The 18644-nt window shown below is 73.1% G+C and carries 14 protein-coding genes; 1 reads left to right on the forward strand and 13 read right to left on the reverse strand.

Annotated features, from left to right (window positions below; translation table 11 throughout):
- Positions 1-58 precede the first annotated feature (58 nt).
- The 13 genes from galK to rsmI all read right to left on the reverse strand — a co-directional run bounded on the left by galK (position 59) and on the right by rsmI (position 16629).
- Positions 59-1213 carry a galactokinase gene (gene galK, locus ABT354_RS16010; protein WP_351493936.1) on the reverse strand — a complete coding sequence of 385 codons (1155 nt, stop codon included), beginning with the start codon at positions 1211-1213 and terminating at the stop codon, positions 59-61.
- Positions 1210-2169, reverse strand: coding sequence for a UDP-glucose 4-epimerase GalE (galE, locus tag ABT354_RS16015; protein WP_351493938.1), 960 nt, complete (start codon positions 2167-2169; stop codon positions 1210-1212). Before galE ends, galK begins: the two co-directional genes overlap by 4 nt.
- Positions 2166-3209 (reverse strand): galactose-1-phosphate uridylyltransferase, encoded by a 1044-nt coding sequence (gene galT / locus ABT354_RS16020; protein WP_351493940.1) that lies wholly within the window; start codon positions 3207-3209, stop codon positions 2166-2168. The genes galE and galT overlap by 4 nt, the downstream gene beginning before the upstream one ends.
- Before the next feature lie 254 nt (positions 3210-3463).
- A complete protein-coding gene (locus tag ABT354_RS16025; RefSeq protein WP_351493942.1) occupies positions 3464-4171 on the reverse strand; it encodes a response regulator transcription factor in 708 nt (235 codons plus the stop codon).
- Positions 4172-4394: 223 nt separating this feature from the next.
- Positions 4395-6125 carry an outer membrane protein assembly factor BamB family protein gene (locus tag ABT354_RS16030; RefSeq protein WP_351493944.1) on the reverse strand — a complete coding sequence of 577 codons (1731 nt, stop codon included), beginning with the start codon at positions 6123-6125 and terminating at the stop codon, positions 4395-4397.
- 159 nt (positions 6126-6284) lie between these two features.
- On the reverse strand, positions 6285-8159 hold the full coding sequence (locus tag ABT354_RS16035; protein WP_351493946.1) for an outer membrane protein assembly factor BamB family protein: 1875 nt from the start codon (positions 8157-8159) through the stop codon (positions 6285-6287).
- A 235-nt stretch (positions 8160-8394) separates the two neighbouring features.
- Complete coding sequence (locus tag ABT354_RS16040) at positions 8395-10191, reverse strand: ABC-F family ATP-binding cassette domain-containing protein (RefSeq protein WP_351493948.1); 1797 nt, start codon at positions 10189-10191, stop codon at positions 8395-8397.
- A gap of 392 nt (positions 10192-10583) precedes the next feature.
- Positions 10584-11495: a 4-(cytidine 5'-diphospho)-2-C-methyl-D-erythritol kinase gene (locus ABT354_RS16045; protein WP_351493951.1), complete on the reverse strand. Its 912-nt coding sequence runs from the start codon at positions 11493-11495 to the stop codon at positions 10584-10586.
- Positions 11492-12382, reverse strand: coding sequence for a 16S rRNA (adenine(1518)-N(6)/adenine(1519)-N(6))-dimethyltransferase RsmA (rsmA, locus tag ABT354_RS16050; RefSeq protein WP_351493953.1), 891 nt, complete (start codon positions 12380-12382; stop codon positions 11492-11494). Before rsmA ends, ABT354_RS16045 begins: the two co-directional genes overlap by 4 nt.
- Before the next feature lie 19 nt (positions 12383-12401).
- Positions 12402-13760 carry a resuscitation-promoting factor gene (locus tag ABT354_RS16055; RefSeq protein WP_351493956.1) on the reverse strand — a complete coding sequence of 453 codons (1359 nt, stop codon included), beginning with the start codon at positions 13758-13760 and terminating at the stop codon, positions 12402-12404.
- A 160-nt stretch (positions 13761-13920) separates the two neighbouring features.
- Positions 13921-14790: a TatD family hydrolase gene (locus tag ABT354_RS16060; RefSeq protein ID WP_351493958.1), complete on the reverse strand. Its 870-nt coding sequence runs from the start codon at positions 14788-14790 to the stop codon at positions 13921-13923.
- 85 nt (positions 14791-14875) lie between these two features.
- Positions 14876-15391 carry a hypothetical protein gene (locus ABT354_RS16065; protein WP_351493960.1) on the reverse strand — a complete coding sequence of 172 codons (516 nt, stop codon included), beginning with the start codon at positions 15389-15391 and terminating at the stop codon, positions 14876-14878.
- Between the two features lie 182 nt (positions 15392-15573).
- Positions 15574-16629: a 16S rRNA (cytidine(1402)-2'-O)-methyltransferase gene (rsmI, locus tag ABT354_RS16070; RefSeq protein ID WP_502983427.1), complete on the reverse strand. Its 1056-nt coding sequence runs from the start codon at positions 16627-16629 to the stop codon at positions 15574-15576.
- 114 nt (positions 16630-16743) lie between these two features.
- On the opposite strand from rsmI, the gene ABT354_RS16075 reads away from it, so the two are divergent.
- On the forward strand, positions 16744-18516 hold the full coding sequence (locus ABT354_RS16075; RefSeq protein ID WP_351493962.1) for a dolichyl-phosphate-mannose--protein mannosyltransferase: 1773 nt from the start codon (positions 16744-16746) through the stop codon (positions 18514-18516).
- Positions 18517-18644: the final 128 nt, after the last annotated feature.

Below are 18644 nucleotides of genomic sequence, written 5' to 3' on the forward strand. Positions count from 1 at the left end.
GATCGCCGGGTCCCCGAGCCCGGAAGAACGGGTTCGCGCCCAGGAAGAACGGGCTCGCTCAGGCCAGCCGGCGCGCGCCCCCGGCGGGCCGGGCCATCCGTGCGACCGGCGCCCCGAGGCTCGCCTCCGCAAACGCGCGCTCCACCGCGCCGGTCACCGCCGCCGCCGTCGCCACCTCCGTGAGCACGATCGCCGAGCCGCCGAAACCCCCGCCCGTCATCCGTGCCCCCAGCGCCCCGGCGTCCAGCGCCGCCGCCACCACGAGATCCAGCTCGGGGCAGGAGACCCGGAAGTCGTCCCGGAGCGAGGCATGCCCCTCGGTGAGCAGCGGGCCCACCCCCCGGACGTCCCCCGCCGTCAGTGCCGCCACCACCCGCGCCACCCGCTCGTTCTCGGTGACCACATGGCGGGTGAGCCGCCGCAGCTCCGGGTCGCCGAGCCGGCCGAGGGCGTCCGCCAGCTCCCCCGGGCCGATGTCCCGCAGGGCCCGTACCCCGAGCGCGCGGGCCGCCGCCTCGCACCCCGCGCGCCGCCGGCCGTACTCGCCGGTGCTGTGGGCATGGGTGACCCGGGTGTCGAGGAGCAGCAGCGCGAGCCCTTCGGCGCCCGGGTCGAAGGGTATGTCCCGGCGGGTGAGGTCGCGGGTGTCCAGGACCAGCGCCCGCCCCTCCGTACAGCAGGCGGAGGCCATCTGGTCCATGATCCCGGTGGGTGCCCCGGCGTAGTCGTTCTCCGCCCGGCGGGCCAGCAGCGCCAGTTCGGTCCGGTCCAGGCCGAGACCGTACAGATCGTTCAGGGCGAGCGCGGTCACCACCTCCAGCGCGGCGGAGGAGGAGAGCCCGGCCCCGGCGGGCAGGGTGGAGGTGTAGCGCAGTTCGGCGCCGCCCACCCGGTGGCCGGCCGCGCGCAGCGCCCAGACCACCCCCGCCGGGTAGTCGGTCCAGCCGCGTGGCCCGTGCCCGGGGGCGAGGTCCGCGACCTCCAGCCGCACCGTCTCGCGGCCGGGCTCCGCCCCGTCGGAGGAGAGCCGCAGCACCCCGTCGTCCCGGCGCCGGGCCTCGGCGACCACGGTCAGATCGAGGGCGAAGGGCATCACCAGACCGTCGTTGTAGTCGGTGTGCTCGCCGATCAGATTGACCCGGCCGGGGGCCTCCCAGACGCCCGCGGCCTCCCGGACGCCCGCGCGGGGGGCCTCCCCCCTGCCCGCGCTCACGCGTACCGGCCCCGGGCGAACTCCCAGGCGTCCATGACGATCCCGGACAGCCCCGGTCTGCGGGGCTCCCAGCCGAGCCGGTCCCGGGCGGTGGCGGCGGAGGCCACCAGGACCGCCGGGTCGCCCGCCCGGCGCGGGGCGGTCCGCTCCGGCACCGGATGCCCGGTGACCCGGCGCACGGTGTCGACGACCTCCCGTACCGAGAAGCCGTTGCCGTTCCCGAGATTGCAGATCAGATGCTCACCGGGGCGGGCGGCGGCCAGCGCCAGCAGATGGGCCTCGGCGAGGTCGGCGACATGGATGTAGTCCCGTACACAGGTCCCGTCGGGGGTGGGGTAGTCCTCCCCGTACACCGCGATCGACTCCCGGCGGCCGAGGGCCACCTCCAGGAGGAGCGGGATCAGATGGGACTCGGGGTCATGGCGCTCGCCCTGCCCGCCGTAGGCGCCCGCGACATTGAAGTAGCGCAGCGAGACGGCGGCGAGGCCATGGGCGCGGGCCGCCCCGGCGATCATGTGGTCGACGGCGAGTTTGGAGGCGCCGTACGGATGGGTGGGCACCGCCGGGTCGGTCTCCGCGATCGGGGTGCGGGCCGGCTCGCCGTAGGTGGCGGCGGTGGAGGAGAAGACCAGGGTGGCGACCCGGGCCGCGCGCATGGCGGCGAGGAGGGCCAGGGAGCCGCCGACGTTGTTCTCCCAGTACTTCTCGGGGTGCGTGACCGACTCGCCGACCTGCGAGAACGCGGCGAAGTGCAGGACCCCGTCATAGCTGGGGTCGAGCCATTTGGCGGCGTCCCGGACATCGCCCTCGATGAACTCGGCGCCCTCGGGGACGCCTTCGCGGAAGCCGGTGGAGAGGTTGTCCAGGACGGTGACCTGGTGGCCGGACTCCAGCAGCCGCAGCGCCACCACTCCGCCGACATATCCCGCCCCGCCCGTCACCAGGTACCTGCTCACACGCTCGCCGCCTCTCGCAGTCGCCGTGCCGCGGTCTCCGGCGGCACGTCATTGATGAACACACTCATGCCCGACTCCGAACCGGCGAGGAACTTCAGCTTGCCGGGAGTGCGGCGGACGGTGAAGAGCTCCAGATGGAGGGCGAGGTCCGCGCGCCCCTCGGCGTGGAACGGTGCCTGGTGCCAGGCCGAGATGTACGGAGTGGGGGGCTGGCCGTCGCCGAAGACCCGGTCGAAGCGGCGCAGCAGTTCCAGATAGACGCCGGGGAACTCGGCGCGGGCGGCGGCGTCCAGCGCCCGCAGGTCCGCGACCCGCCGCCGGGGGTAGAGGTGGATCTCGTACGGCCAGTGCGCGGCGTACGGGACGAAGGCCAGCCAGTGGCCGGTGGCGAGGACGACCCGCTCACCGGCGGCCCGCTCCCGCTCCACCACGTCCTCGAAGAGGTTGCGGCCGGTCCGGAGCCGGTGTTCGGCGGCGGTGCGGAGCATCAGCCGGGTGCGGGGCGTGACGAAGGGGTACGCGTAGATCTGCCCGTGCGGATGGCCGAGGGTGACCCCGATCTCGGTGCCCCGGTTCTCGAAGCAGAAGACCTGCTCGACCTGGGGGAGTGCGGCGAGTTCGGTGGTGCGGTCGGTCCAGGCGGCGAGGACCAGCGCGGTCTGTTCCTCACCGAGGTCGGCGAAGGAGCTGTCGTGGTCGGGGGTGAAGCAGACGACCTCGCAGCGGCCCGTGTCGCCCGCGAGGGAGGGGAAGCGGTTCTCGAAGACGACCACGTCGTAGTCGTCGGCGGGGATCTCGCTGAGCCGGCCGCCGCGCGAGGGGCAGAGCGGGCACTCACCGGCGGGCGGCCGGTAGGTGCGGTCCTGGCGGTGGGCGGCGACGGCGACCGAGTCCCCGAGGAGGGGGTCGTGCCGGATCTCGGTCCGGGTGGCGACGGGGCCGAGCGGGCGGCGGTCGACGGCGTCGCGCACGGTGTCGTCACGGGAGTCGTAGTAGAGCAGTTCACGACCGTCGGCGAGCCGGGTCGACGTCTTCTTCACGGAGACTCCCTCACCTCCCCCAACATAACCGCACACAACAAATCATGAGTCAACAGAGTCGTCAATGGGCCCGGTGTGCTGGGGACTTCACGCCAAACACCCTCATATCTACTCATGTTTCGGAGGGAAGATGACCGATAACGCGCGCGCCCGCCCGGGTGAGACCCGGGCGGGCGCGAAGAGCGGTCGGAACGACAGGGAACAGTACGGAGAATGTGCGGATCAGCGGTCGGACGGTGGGGAGAAGGCGCGGGTCAGCGGCCGGGCAGGCGGGAGACCCGGGCGAGCGGCGCGGCGGCCGTGGTGGCCCGGTCCAGCAGCCCGGTCCGCGCGGCGAGCGCCGCCGCCTCCAGCCGGGAGCCGACACCCAGCTTCATCAGCACCCGCTGGACATGGGTGCGCGCGGTGCTGGGCGCGATGCCCATACCCGCCGCGATCAGCCGGGTGTCCTCCCCCTCCGCGACCCTGACCAGCACCTCGATCTCGCGCGGGGTCAGCAGCCGCAGCAGCCGCTGCCCCTCGTCGTCGGGCTGGGCCACCGGGTTCAGCAGCTCCGCGAAGGCGCCCTGGAGCAGCGCGGGAGCCACCACCGCCTCCCCGGCGCGCGCCTTCATCATGGCCCGCTCCACGCCCTCGATCCGCTCGTCGTGGCGCACATAACCGGACGCGCCCGCGGCGAAGGCGGCGGCGATCCCCCGGGGGCTGGGCACCGGCCCGAGGACCACCACCGCCACCTGGGGCCGCTCCCGTTTGATCTTCACCACCGGATCAAAGGCGCCGGGCTCGGCCGGACCGGCCGTACCCAGCAGACAGACCTCAGGTGCTCTGCTGACCACCAGATCGGCGGCGCCCGCCGCCGGAGCAGCCGCAGCGAGCACCCGGTGCCCGCGCAGCTTCAAGGCCGACGCGAGCGCCTCCGCGAGCAGTCGGTGATCGTCGACCACCATGAGCCGCACGCCCATCGGGCAACCCCCACTCCCCCGTTGTCATCGCCCCCGGCCCTGCCCCGGCAAGCTACACGCTTGTTCGACTGTGCGCGGCCGTACATCGACAGAAGTCCCCCATCGTGCTGAATCAGTCGCGGAGAAGGGACAGTTATGACCACACCATGACCAACGCATGACCATGGCCCGGCATATCGAAGTACCGATATACCGGGCCCCGGGTTCAGACGTAGCGAGAAAATCAGTCGGCGGTCGTATAGGCCAGAATCAGATGCCGGTCCGGCGCGGTCGATTTGTTCATCAGGGTGGCGCTCAGATACAGCCGTCCCCGGTCGTAGAGGATCTCGTCGCCGCCGCCCGCGAAGGAGTTCTCGGCGGCCAGCGCCTCCTTCTCGTCCGGGTTGGTCATCAGCACCGTCGGCCGGAAAGTGCCGCCGTCCACACTGAGCACCCGGCCCCCGGATTCGTACGAGGGACCCCGGTAGGCGATGACATTCCCGCCGTCCATCCGCAGCGGGTAGATCATGTGCTTGTCGCCCGCCTCCAGCCGGTCGCTGGTGGGCTTTCCGCTGGCGAGGTCGTAGGAGACCAGGTCATTGGTGTTACGGAAGCCCGACGCGCCCTCGCGTTCGGCGGTCGGCAGATAGACCCGGCCATTGCCGACGGCGATCCGCTCGCACCCCTCCACCTCGGTGACCCGGCAGTCGGCGGCGAAGGCGTCGCCGGTGGCCGGGATACGAGCCAGCTGGCGGCCCTTCCCGTCCACCGAGAACAGATCCGAGAATCCGCCCGCCCCGGCGTTGTCGCCCACATCGGCGGCGACCACCAGCGGTTCGGCCGAGACCACGCTCACATTGTCGGTGCCGTCGGGGAGCCGGTACGAGAAGACCGGGCGGCCGCTGCGCGGGTCGACCCGCTGCACGGTGAACCGGGGGTCGCTCGGCGATCCGCACTGCCGGACGGCGACCAGGGCCGGGCCGCCGGCGTACCCCCGGTCGTAGCAGCCGTCGTCGGCGGCGGACGGCTTCCACAGGACATCGCCGCCGGCCAGGTCGAAGGCGGCGCCACCGCTGACCCCGCCCGCCGCGACGGTCCGCCCGCTCTGGGTGACCTCGCTGAAGGAGACCTTCTCGTCACCGCTGAGCGCACTGGTCACGGACTTCCGCCAGAGCAGCTCACCGGTGTGCAGATCGACCACCCCGACCTCGGTACAGGGCTGGTAGTAGCGGGGCGCGGTGCGCTTGGCCGCCTCGAAGACGATCGCCGCCCGGCCGTCCTCGGACTGATGGCGGGAGGCCGCGCAGATCTGGCCGGGGAGGGTGAGCTTCCAGGCCGTGCTCCCGTCCTTGGGGCGGTGGCCGACGATCGCGTGGATGGCGGGCTTCACCACGAGCTTCTCGGTGGCCCAGGAGCCGCCGACATCGGTGATGTCCTCGACGGGCGGCTCGGGGAGCCGGAAGGAGAGCCGGGCGGCGACATCGGCCGGCGCCTTCTCGCTGCCGCCACCGCCGGGGGCGCCCTTGCCGCCGGACTCCTCGCCACCGGACCCCTTCGCCCGCTCCCGGCTCTCCTGTGCGGCGGGGGCGCCCTCGTCGCGGGTGGCGGAGTACCAGACCCCGGCGCCGATGATCGCCGCCATCGCGGTGACGGCGGCGACGACGATCCGGATCCGGGTACGCCGGCCGCCGCCGGAACCCTGCGGCGCGGGCGGTCCGGCCGGGAGCGGGGGCCCGGGCGGGCCTGGAGGGCCGAGGGGCTGCTGGGCGGCGTACGGGCCGTACCCGTGGGCTCCCTGGGGTATCCCGTGACCGGGGGCGCCCGGAGGGCCCTGCGGACCGTGAGCGACCTGCGGGCCGTGCGGAGGCTGCGGGACCTGCGGGCCGTGCGGCGGGAAGGACGGCGGCGGGCCGAAACCGCCCTGCGGCGGTGGCTGCGGCGGGCCGAAGCCCGGGGGCGGCGGTGGCTGGCTCATACGGAGGCACCTCGAAGGATCGGCGGACCGGCCCGGACGGTCCACGGGCACGGAGCGAGGACGGCTGCGGGGACGGCTGCGGGACGGACGGCGAGGACGGACGGCGGGGGAAGGAGAGACCCCGGGGCCGGCGCGGAAACGCCCGGCCCCGGGGCGGAATCACCGGGTGACGGCCATCATGGTCCGGGTCTGCTTCTCCTCGGCGTCATTGCGCGCGCTGACCCGGCCGCTGGCGATGAAGAACGTACCGCCCTCGTAGACCAGCCGGGGCGAGTAGAAGGACGACTCGGTCCCGGCGGTGGCGTCCGGCAGCCTCAGCAGCGGCTTCGGCGCACCGCCGGTGGGCGCGACGGTGGCGAGGAGACCGCCCCGGTCATAGGTCGGCTCACGGTAGGCGAGCACGGCGGAGCCCTCCATGCGCAGCGGCATGATGGTGCTGTCCCCGCCCGAGGGGCTGCGCCAGCTCTGCTTGCCCGTGTCGAGGTCGAAGGCGACGATCTCGTTGGCCCCGCCGGGGCGCTGCGGCTGGGTGGCCATATAGAGGGCGTCGTCATCGGCGGCGACCCCGATACAGCCCTCCAGATGCTCCCCGAGGACCACGAAGTTGCCCCCACAGCGTGGCTGGAAACGGTCGGTTCCGCCCTGGACGCGGGAACGCTCGGTGCCCTTGCCGGTGAGGGCGACGACCCCCCACTTCTTCTCCTGGGTCTGCTTCAGCGAGATGACGACCGGGTCGGCGGAGAAGACCTTCTCGACCTCCCAGCCCTCGGGGGCCTCATAGGTCCACTTCGCCTTCCCCGTACGGGGGTCGATCTCCTGGAGCCGGTGGCGGGGCTTCGTCCAGTCCTTGACCGGGCAGGCGGCCGCCGCGAGCAGCCGGGGGCCGCCCGCGAAGGCGAAGGGCTTGCAGCCGCTCGCCGGGCCCTTGAAGAGCTGCTTCCCGTCGGCCAGGGAGAGGCCGAAGGAGTTGCCGAGCCCGGCGACCCCGACGGTGTTCCCGCTGATGGTGAGGGTGAAGTCGGTGAGGGAGCCAAAGCCCTCGCCGGTGGTGAGGCGCTTCTTCCAGCCCACCTCGCCGGTGCGGATGTCCACCATCCACAGCTCCAGGCACTCGGCCCGCTCACCGGTGCCGTCCTTGACCCCGATGACGACCTTGCCGCCGGCGGACGGGTTCAGGGTGGCCGAGCAGACATCGGTGGGGACCGGGAGGGACCACTTCTTGCCACCGTCGGCGGTGGAGTGGCCGACCATCCCCCGGTGGTAGGCGCGGGCGACGATGTCCCCGGCGACCCAGGGGCCGAAGGCGTCGACACCGTTACGGGGCAGGTCGATGTCGTTGGTGGTGACAAAGGCGACCCGGGCCTCGCCCGCCTTGCGCCCTTCCGTGAGCCCGTCGCCGGACCCTTCACCACCGTCACTGTCCCCGTCACCGGAGCGGTCGGGTCCAGCGGCCTCCGCGCCGCCCTGCTCCGCGCCCTTCGCCCGCTCTCCCCCGTCCCGCTCGGAGGCGGTCCCGGCGGTGCGGTCGGAGGTCGGCTCGCTGCCGCCGGAGAGCGCGATCCAGCCACCGCCACCGACCACCAGCAGGGCGGCGACGGCCCCGGCCACCACCACGCCCGGCTTCCGCCGGAGGAGCCCCTTCCGCCCGCCGCCCGTACCGCCGGGCGGTGCCGGGGCGGGGGTGGGCCACACATACGGAGCGGGGTGTCCGGGCGGTACGGGATATCCCGGCGGTACGGGCGGGGGAGCCGGGGCGCCGTACGGGGTCTGCCCGTAGGGGGTTTGCCCGTAGGGGGCCTGGCCGTACGGAGCCTGCTGGTACGGGGTCTGCCCGTACGCCGGCTGCCCGTACGGCTGCTGCTGCTGCTCGTACGGCGGCTGCCCGTAGGGGGAGTGCCCCATCGGGTCGCCGCCGTACCCGGCCGACTGCTCATGGCCACCCTGGGCGGGCGGATCCCACGCGGTGGGTACCGGCGGCGGATCGGGCGGGGCGCCGAAGCCGTCCGGCGGGGGCGGGCTGGGCGGCTGGGACATCACGTCCCCTTTCCTACGGGCCGCTGCCCGAACGGCCTCCCCCGCTGTTCCGGTGGGCGCCGGGGCGGGCACCCAGTGCTGCCGCCTGCCGGAAAGGAGCGTTTTCGGACATCGGTCCCGCGTGTTCACATCACTTGGAGCGGGGCTTCTTTCTATCACCCGGCACCTCCCCGGACCGGGGGCGGTCCAGGGGACGGACCCCGTGGGGCGGTCGCTCCACGGGGTCCCGGGTGGATCAGGAGTCCTCGGCCAGCTCCAGCCAGCGCATCTCCAACTCCTCCCGCTCGGCCGCGAGTTCCCGCAGCTCCGCGTCGAGCCGGCCGACCTTCTCGAAGTCGGTGGAGTTCTGGGCGATCCCCTCGTGGAGGGTGCCCTCCTTCTCGGAGATCTTGTCGAGCCGGCGCTCGATCCGGGCCAGCTCCTTCTGGGCGGCACGGGCCTCGACCGCCGACTTCACCCGCGCCGGGGGCGCGGCCGGGGCGGGCGCCGCCGCCTCGATCATCTTCTGGCGGCGCTCCAGATACTCGTCGATGCCGCGCGGCAGCATCCGCAGGGTGGCGTCGCCGAGCAGGGCGAGCACCCGGTCGGTGGTGCGCTCCACGAAGAACCGGTCGTGGGAGATGACCACCATCGAGCCGGGCCAGCCGTCGAGGAGGTCCTCCAGCTGGGTCAGGGTCTCGATGTCGAGGTCATTGGTGGGCTCGTCCAGGAAGAGGACATTCGGCTCGTCCATCAGCAGCCGCAGCAGCTGGAGCCTGCGCCGCTCACCGCCGGAGAGGTCGGCGACGGGGGTCCACTGCTTCTCCTTGCCGAAGCCGAACCGCTCGCAGAGCTGTCCGGCGGTCATCTCCCGGCCCTGGCCGAGGTCGACCCGGTCCCGGATCTGCTGGACCGCCTCCAGCACCCGCAGGGTGCCGGGCAGCTCGGTGACATCCTGCGACAGATAGGCGAGGCGGACCGTCTTCCCGACGGTGACCCGCCCGGCGACGGGCTGGATCTCGCCCTCCGAACGGGAGGCGTCGGCGAGCGCCCGCAGCAGCGAGGTCTTGCCCGCGCCGTTCACCCCGACCAGGCCGATCCGGTCGCCGGGCCCCAGCTGCCAGGTCAGATGCTTCAGCAGCACCTTGGAACCGGCCTGGACGGTGACGTTCTCCAGCTCGAAGACGCTCTTCCCGAGCCGGGCCCCGGCGAACTTCATCAGCTCGCTGGTGTCCCGGGGCGGCGGCACATCGGCGATCAGCTCATTGGCCGCCTCGATGCGGTAACGGGGCTTGGAGGTACGCGCGGGGGCGCCCCGGCGCAGCCAGGCCAGCTCCTTGCGGACCAGGTTCTGGCGCTTGGCCTCCTCGGTGGCGGCGATGCGCTCGCGCTCGGCCCGGGCGAACACATAGTCGCTGTAGCCGCCCTCGTACTCGTAGACCGAGCCCCGCTGGACGTCCCACATCCGGGTGCAGACCTGGTCCAGGAACCACCGGTCGTGGGTGACGCAGACCAGCGCGGACCGCCGGACCTGGAGGTGCCGGGCGAGCCAGGCGATGCCCTCCACGTCCAGATGGTTGGTGGGCTCGTCCAGGACGATCAGGTCCTGCTCGGCGATGAGCAGCTTGGCCAGGGCGACCCGGCGGCGCTCACCGCCGGAGAGGGGGGCGATGACGGTGTCCAGACCCTGCGGGAAGCCGGGCAGGTCGAGCCCGCCGAAGAGTCCGGTGAGCACATCGCGGATCTTGGCGTTCCCCGCCCACTCGTGGTCGGCGAGGTCGCCGATCACCTCATGGCGGACGGTGGCGTCGGGGTCGAGCGAGTCGTGCTGGGTGAGCACGCCGAGGCGCAGCCCGCCGCTCTGGGTGACCCGGCCGCTGTCCGGGTCCTCCAGCTTGGCAAGCATTCTGATGAGGGTGGTCTTGCCGTCGCCGTTGCGTCCGACGACACCGATGCGGTCGCCTTCGGAGACTCCGAGGGAGACGGTGTCGAGCAGGGCGCGGGTGCCGTAGACCTTGCTGACGGCCTCGACATTGACCAGATTGACGGCCATTTCACTCCATGCTCGCCGTAATGGGTACGGCCTTCCAGGGTAGTCCGCCCACCCACCCCCGCGTCCCACGGTCCCCGCGACCCTGGCCCTGGCCCCGGCCCCGGCCACGGCAAACCCAGGCTCAGGGGGTCGCCCTGGACGAGGGCCTCACAATCCAGCCTCGCCGGCGATTGAGGCGCGGGGTTCGGGGCTGGCCCCGACGTGTGCCCGAGGCTGCTCGGGGCTCGGGTCCGTCCTCAAACGCCGGACGGGCTGGATTTTGAGGCCCGTGTCGGGGGCCGGCCCCCGAGGCCCCCGCTCCTCAATCGCCGGAGGGGCTGGATTTACCTGCCCGTCGAGGCTGGAAATTGGCGCCCCGGCCCCTCTCCAGCCCCCGGGCGCCAGGGACGTCCTCAATCGCCGGACGGGCTGACCTGGCTCGCTCCCGGCGCGGGGGAAGTCGCGATGTGGGTGGTCGCGCAGGTGCCCGAGGTGCGCAAGGTGTGGGCGACCTCGGCGGCGGCGTCGGCGGACTTGGTCAGGAACGCGGTCGTCGGGCCCGAGCCCGAGACGAGGCCGGCGAGGGCGCCCCCCGCGACCCCCGCGTCCAGCGTCCGCGCCAGCGACGGCCGCAGCGCCAGCGCCGCCGGCTGGAGGTCGTTCACCAGGGCCGCCCCGAGGCCCGGCGCGTCCCCCTCCCGCAGCGCGTCCAGCAGGGCGCGCGACGCCTGGGGCTCAGGGACCCGTACCCCCTCGGTGAGGCGGTCGAACTCCCCGTACACCGCCGGAGTGGAGAGCCCACCGTCCGCGACGGCGAAGACCCAGTGGAAGGTGCCCCCGACCTCCAGCGGCGTCAGCAGCTCGCCCCGGCCGACGCCCAGCGCCGCCCCGCCCACCAGGCTGAACGGCACATCGCTGCCGAGCCGTGCGCACAGCTCCAGCAGCTCGTCACGGGGGGTTTTGAGCCCCCACAGGGCGTCGCAGGCGAGCAGCGCGCCCGCGCCGTCCGCGCTGCCGCCCGCCATGCCCCCGGCGACGGGGATCCGCTTGGCGATATGGATGTGGACATCGGGGGCGATGCCATGGCGCTCGGCGAGGAGCAGGGCGGCACGGGCCGCGAGGTTGGTCGTGTCCAGGGGGACCTGCTCCGCGCCGGGCCCCTCGCAGGTGAGGGTGAGCCGGTCCGCCGGGCGGACGGTGACCTCGTCGTGGAGGGAGACCGCGAGAAAGACATTGGCGAGGTCGTGGTAGCCGTCGGGCCGGGCTCCGCCGACCGCCAGCTGGATGTTGACCTTCGCCGGTACCCGTACCGTGACCCCGCTCACGCCGCCTTCGCCTCCGCGATCCGTGCGAACTCCTCCACTGTCAGGGACTCCCCGCGTGCCTGGGGGGAGACCCCGGCGGCCACCAGGGCCGCCTCCGCCGCAGCGGGCGATCCCGCCCAGCCCGCGAGGGCCGCCCGCAGGGTCTTGCGGCGCTGCGCGAAGGCCGCGTCGACCACCGCGAAGACCTCCTTGCGGGTCGCCGTGGTCTGCGGCGGGTCCCGGCGCACCAGCGACACCAGTCCGGAGTCGACATTGGGCGCGGGCCAGAAGACATTGCGCCCGATCGACCCGGCGCGCTTCACCTCGGCGTACCAGTTCGCCTTGACCGACGGGACGCCGTACACCCTGCTCCCCGGGCCCGCCGCGAGCCGGTCGGCGACCTCCGCCTGCACCATCACCAGGGTGCGTTCGATGGTGGGGAAGTGTTCGAGCATATGGAGCAGCACCGGCACCGCGACGTTGTACGGGAGGTTCGCGACCAGCGCGGTCGGCGGCGGCCCCGGCAGCTCCCGGACGAGCATCGCGTCGGAGTGGACCAGCGAGAAGCGGGTGACCCGCTCCGGCAGCCGGGCGAGGACCGTGGCGGGCAGGGCGCCCGCGAGGACATCGTCGATCTCGACGGCGACCACCCGGTCGGCCGCCTCCAGCAGCGCCAGGGTGAGCGAGCCGAGTCCGGGCCCGACCTCCACGACCACGTCGTCCTCGCGGACCCCGGCGGTGCGGACGATCCGGCGGACGGTGTTGGCGTCGATGACGAAGTTCTGGCCGCGCTGCTTGGTGGGGCGTACGCCCAGCGCCGAGGCGAGTTCGCGGATGTCGGCGGGGCCGAGCAGAGCCGTCGGGTCGGGGGTCTCGTCGGGGGGGCCGGAGGGGTCAGTGGTGCTCACCGATACAGCCTACGGGTGTTCAGCGGAAGAGCGTACGGCCACAGTGGGGCCAGGGGGCCGCTCCGCGCCGCAGATAGAGCTTCTTGGCTCGATAGGTCTGTTCCCCGGCGGAGGCGTCCTGGGGGCGTCCGGCGCCGCCGAGGGAGCGCCAGGTCCCGGTGTCGAACTGGTAGAGCCCGCCATGGGTGCCGGTGGAGTCGACCGCGCCCGGCCGGCCGCCGGACTCGCACTGGGCGAGGGCGTGCCAGTTCAGCCGGTCGGCGCCGGGCACGGAGCGCGGCGGGGGCCGGGTGCCGACCAGGACCCGGTGGACGACCGGGGGCCGGAGCACGATCTCGGCGATACGCCGGGGCGCGCGCGGGACCCCGTCGACGGTGCGCACCTCATAGGTGACCCGGCGCAGTCCGGGGCCGCCCTGCCGGTCCACGATCTCGGTGCCCTGGTAGAGCCCGGGGTCGGGGATCCGGATCACGTCGTACGGGACGGGCTCCTCGCGCAGCTCCCGGGTGCCGGTGATCCGGAGTACAACGATGGTCTGGCCGTGGCGCGGGAAGCTGTCGAGGGGGACGGTGGTGGTGTCCAGACCGGCGAGGGCGATCCCGGCGTCCAGCAGGGCCTCGCGGACGGTGAGCGCGTGGGTGCGCAGGGCCCGGTGGGAGCCGTCGGCGCGGACGGTCACGCTCCGTTCGGTGCGTACCTCCAGCGCCAGACCGTCCCGGGGGATCGGCTGGGTACGGGGGCGGGAGAGCCGGGCGGTGTCGACCGGGACCCCGATCCGGCCGAGGGCCTCGCCGACGGTCCGGGCGGTGGTCCACATCCGGCCGCGCCGTCCGTCGAGGGTGAGGTCGAGGGGGCGGCCGTAGTGGACCACGACCTCGTCGCCGCTGGTGAGGGCGGTGTCCGGGGCGGGGGTCACCCGGTCGCGGGGGCCGGTGCCGATGCCCTCGGCGGCCAGCAGCTCGCCGATGTCGTCGGCGAAGGTGTGCAGGGTGCGGGTGCGGCCGTCGACAGTGAGCCGGACGGCGCGGTCGCCCGCGACAAAGGCGGCGGTGCCGCCCGCGAGGAAGGCGATCACCAGGGCCTGGGGGATGAGCCTGCGCAGCGCGGTGCCCTCGGCGGGGGCCCGGCGATGGCTGCCGGGGGCGCGGTGGGCGGCGCGTCTTCGGGGCCGGGGCTCGGGTTCGCGCAGCGGGCGGAAGGTGCCGAGGACGAGATCCTCGTCGTACGCCCGGGGCTCCCGGGGCTCCCGGTACGCGCGGTGTTCCCCGTACTCCCCGTACTCCCCGTATCTCCTGGGGGGCGGCGGCTGCGCGGGCTGTCCCGCCTCCGTCCGGTACCCGCCCCGCCCACGGCTGCCCAGCAGGCTCAGATCGGTCACGACCACGCTCCACAGATCCGGGGCCGGCCCGCTGAGGAGTGGCCCGGCCCCGGGACGGTACCCGAGCGACCGTCACTCTCCCAAGCATTCGACTACTCGGCGTTGCGAGCGGTACGCTTCGCCGCCCTCCGCCGGGCGCGGGCCGGCGGACGTGGGTGGGTCAGTAGTCGAACGCCTCGGCCGTATTGGCCGCGACCGCCGCCGCGAGGTCGTCCTCGTCCAGCCCCTTCACCGCCGCCATCGCCCGCAGGGTCACCGGGATGAGATACGGCGCGTTGGGCCGTCCCCGGTAGGGGGCCGGGGTCAGAAAGGGGGCGTCCGTCTCCACCAGGACGAGTTCCTTCGGGGCGACCACGAGGGCGTCCCGCAGCGGCTGGGCATTCTTGAAGGTCACATTCCCGGCAAAGGACATGTAGTAGCCCGCGCCCGCGCACACCTTCGCCATTTCCGCGTCACCGGAATAGCAGTGGAAGATCGTGCGCTCCGGCGCGCCCTCCTCCGCCAGAATGCGCAGCACATCCGCGTGCGCGTCCCGGTCATGAATCACCAGCGCCTTGCCATGGCGTTTGGCGATCTCGATATGGGCGCGGAAGGAGTACTCCTGGGCGGCGATGCCCTCCGGTCCGGTACGGAAGTGGTCGAGGCCGGTCTCGCCGACCGCGCGCACCTGCGCCAGGGCGGCCAGCGCGTCGATCTCGGCGAGGGCGTCGTCGAGGGCGGCCGTGCCGCCGGGGGGCCGCTCACCCTGGCGGGACCAGCCGTCGGGGTCGCCCAGCACGATCCGGGGGGCCTCATTGGGGTGCAGGGCCACCGCCGCGTGCACCCGCTCGTGTTCGGCGGCGGTCCGCGCGGCCCAGTGGGAGCCCTTGAGGTCGCAGCCCACCTGGACGACCGTCGTCACCCCGACGGCGGCGGCCCTGGCCAGCGCCTCCTCCACGGTGCCCTCCTGCATGTCCAGGTGGGTGTGGGAGTCGGCGACAGGGACCCGGAGCGGTTCGGGCAGCGGCGGCGGGGTGGACTTCGAGGTCATGTCCGCGATCCTACGAGGCCGTACGCTCCGGTCCCGGCCCCACGGGGGGGGCGGGGCCGGGACCGGGCGGCCGGGCTCCTGGGGGCTAGCGCCTCCGGAAGGGGTGGAACAGATCGGTGAGCCGCCACGGGGGCTGCGGTCTGGAGGCCCGCTCCGCACTCGCCTCCTGCCCGGCGGGCCCGTCCACCGAGGTCGGGGGCCCGGCGGACGGGGGCTCCTGGGGACCGGGGGGCTGTGGGCCGGTGGCCGGGGGCTCGGCGAGCGCCTCGGCACCGATGGGTCCGGCGATGGGCGCCGGGCCGGTCTCCCGGACCGTGCCGGAGATCCGGGACGGGCTCGCTGTGCGCGCCATCATGTCCAGCACGGTGGAGACCCGGCCGGACCGCATGATGCGGACGACATGCCCCCCACAGCTCATACAGGTCGGACTCGACAGGGGGGACGGCACCCGTTCGCCGTTCGCCCGGTAGACGACATATTCATGACCGGCGGCATCCAGGTGGTGCTCGATTTCATAGCCCTGTTCCCAGCCGTACCCGCAGCGCATACAGGCGAAGGCGTATGCCTCGTGGACCTTGGCGGCGCCAACGATCTCAGTCATGCCAGCTCCTCTCCACCTGTTCCAGTGGACGCCCATTCCGGCGGGAGCGCATCAGCGTCTGTCGATTATTGAAGGGCTCTTTGGCCTTCCCATGCCGAATCGGCACCGGAGCCGGTCTGCGCTTTGCCTTCCACGGTAGTCCTTTACCCTTTCCGGGCACCTGCCGGCGGGACCGCCGGGGCTCAGCCCCCGGCGTTCTTCGCCGCCACGACCGCGTCGAAGACGGTCCGCTTGGGCAGCCCGGCCTCCACGGCGACGGCGGCGATGGCCTCCTTGCGGCGCTCGCCCGCCTCCTCGCGCACCCGGACCCTGCGCACCAGCTCCTCGGGGCCCAGCTCCGCCGAGGCGGTGGCGGTCGCGCCCTCGACCACGATGGTGATCTCGCCGCGCACCTCGCCGCCCTCGGCCCAGTCCGCCAGCTCCCCGAGGCCGCCGCGCTTGATCTCCTCATAGGTCTTGGTCAGCTCACGGCAGACGGCGGCCCGGCGGTCCGCGCCGAAGACCTCGGCCATCGCGGCGAGGGTGGCCGGGAGCCGGTGCCGGGACTCGAAGTAGACGAGGGTGCGCCGCTCGGTGGCGTTCTCGCGCAGCCGGGCCAGCAGCTCGCCCTGCTTGCGCGGGGGGAAGCCCTCGAAGCAGAAGCGGTCCACGGGCAGCCCGGAGAGGGCGAGCGCGGTGAGCACGGCGGAGGGCCCGGGGACGGCGGTGACCCGTACCCCGTGCTCGACGGCGGCGGCGACCAGCCGGTAGCCGGGGTCGGAGACGGAGGGCATCCCGGCGTCGGTGACCAGCAGCACCCGGGCGCCACCGGTCAGCGCCTCGACCAGCTGCGGGGTCCTGGCCACCTCATTGACCTCGTGGTACGCCACGACCCGGCCCGAGGGGCGGACCCCGAGCGCCTGGGTGAGACGGCGCAGCCGGCGGGTGTCCTCGGCGGCGACCACATCGGCGTGGGCCAGCTCGGCGGCGAGGCGGGGCGGGGCGTCGGCGGTGTCGCCGATCGGGGTCCCGGCGAGGACCAGCAGCCCGGCGCCGCCGGACGGGACCGGCCCGGGAGCCGCCACGGGCCCGCCTTCCGCGTCCTCGCCGTACTCGGCGTCCCGGCCGTCGTCGCCGTCGTCGGCGTCCTCGGCGTGCTCGGCGTCCTTCCAGGGCTGCTCGTCGTGCTCGTCCGGCTCAGCGGGACTGATCGGTCCGGTGGCTCCGGTGGGTCCGGTGGCGGCATGCGCAGTGGTCACGTACCCCATTCTCCCAGGCCGGGGCGGTCCGCCCGGGATCCCCGCGAGCACCCCCGGCGCCACCCCGTACCCGGACGCGGCCCGTCGCACACGGACGTTCCCTACGATGGCGCGGTGACCAGTACCGCGCCAGAGACCGTGCAGGACAGGGACACCGGCCAGGACCCCCCGGGCTGGCAGCGGCGGCTGCGCAGATTCGGCTACACACCTCCGTCCGGGCCGGGGCTGCGGGAGCGCCTCGTCCCCGGCTGGAGCCGCCCGTCCGAGCGGCTGTGGCCGGTCTTCGGCATCGGCCCGGTGGCGGCGGACACCCTGGTCCGGCTCTCCGCCTGGCTGGGCCCGCTGCTGGTGGCCCTGGTCGCCGGGGTGCTGCGGTTCTGGAACCTGGGCAAGCCCGATGCGGTGATATTCGATGAGACGTACTACGCCAAGGACGCGTGGGCCCTCATCAACCAGGGGTACGAGGGCCACTGGCCCAAGGACATCGACAAGGCGATCCTGCGCGCCCCCGGCGATGTCGCCGTCCCCACCGACCCCGGCTATGTGGTCCATCCGCCGGTCGGCAAGTGGGTGATCGGTCTCGGCGAGAAGATGTTCGACTTCACGCCCTTCGGCTGGCGGTTCATGGTCGCGGTGCTCGGCACCCTCTCGGTGCTGATGCTCTGCCGGATCGGCCGCAGGCTCTTCCGCTCGACCTTCCTGGGCTGTCTGGCGGGGCTGCTGCTCGCCGTGGACGGTCTGCATTTCGTGATGAGCCGCACCGCGCTGCTCGATCTGGTGCTGATGTTCTTCGTGCTGGCCGCGTTCGGCGCCCTGGTGGTGGACCGGGACCGGGCACGCGCCCGGCTCGCCGCCGCGCTCCCCGAGGACGAGGAGGGGATGCTCCGCCCGGACGCGCGGATCGCCGAGACCTTCCGCTTCGGCGCCCGCCCCTGGCGGATCACGGCCGGGGTGATGCTGGGTCTGGCGGCGGGCACCAAGTGGAACGGGCTCTATGTCCTGGTCGCCTTCTGTCTGATGGCGGTGGTCTGGGACGTGGGCGCCCGGCGCACGGCGGGCGCGGTCCGTCCGTACCGCGCGGTGCTCCGCCGCGATGTGGTCCCGGCCTTCGTGTCGACCGTGCCGGTGGCGGTCGTCACCTATCTGCTCTCCTGGTGGGGCTGGTTCGCCACCAAGGGCGGTTACGCCCGGGACTGGGCCGAGGGCCGCTCCGGCCTCTCCCCCGACCACATCTCCCTGCCGCTGCTGGGACGGATCGATCTGCCGCAGTTCGGCATGGACTGGGTGCCGGAGTCGCTGCGCAGCTTCTGGCACTACGAGTCCGGGGTCTACAGCTTCCATGTGAATCTGAAGTCCGGGCACACCTATGAGTCGAACCCCTGGAGCTGGATCGTCCTGGGCCGCCCGGTCTCGTACTTCTACGAGAGCCCGGCGGCGGGGACGGGCGCCTGTCCGGCGGACGCCGGGAAGCAGTGCGCCAGCGAGGTGCTGGCGCTGGGGACCCCGCTGCTGTGGTGGTCGGCGTGTTTCGCCCTCGTCTATGTGCTGTGGCGCTGGGTCTTCCGCCGGGACTGGCGGGCGGGGGCCATCGTCTGCGGGGTCGCGGCGGGCTGGCTGCCGTGGTTCCTCTACCAGGAGCGGACGATCTTCCTCTTCTATGCGGTGGTCTTCGTCCCGTTCCTCTGTCTGGCGGTGGCGATGATGATCGGGGCGATGCTGGGGCCGCCCGGGTCGGACGAACGGCGGCGCGCGATCGGCGCCGTCGCCTCCGGGGTGCTGGTGCTCCTGATCATCTGGAACTTCATCTATTTCCACCCGCTCTACACGGGCGCGCCCATTCCCATGGAGGAGTGGCGGGACCGGATGTGGCTGGACACCTGGGTCTGACGCCCCACAGGACGTCTCATGTCCCTCCTCATTACATAAAGATGACAAAACGATATACCCGCTTGTCATCACCCGGAATCGGCTTGACCCGTCCAGTTCATGACACATAGCGTTCGGCGACTCCAGCC

The organism is Streptomyces sp. NPDC000594, from assembly GCF_040299965.1.
GTDB lineage: Bacteria > Actinomycetota > Actinomycetes > Streptomycetales > Streptomycetaceae > Streptomyces.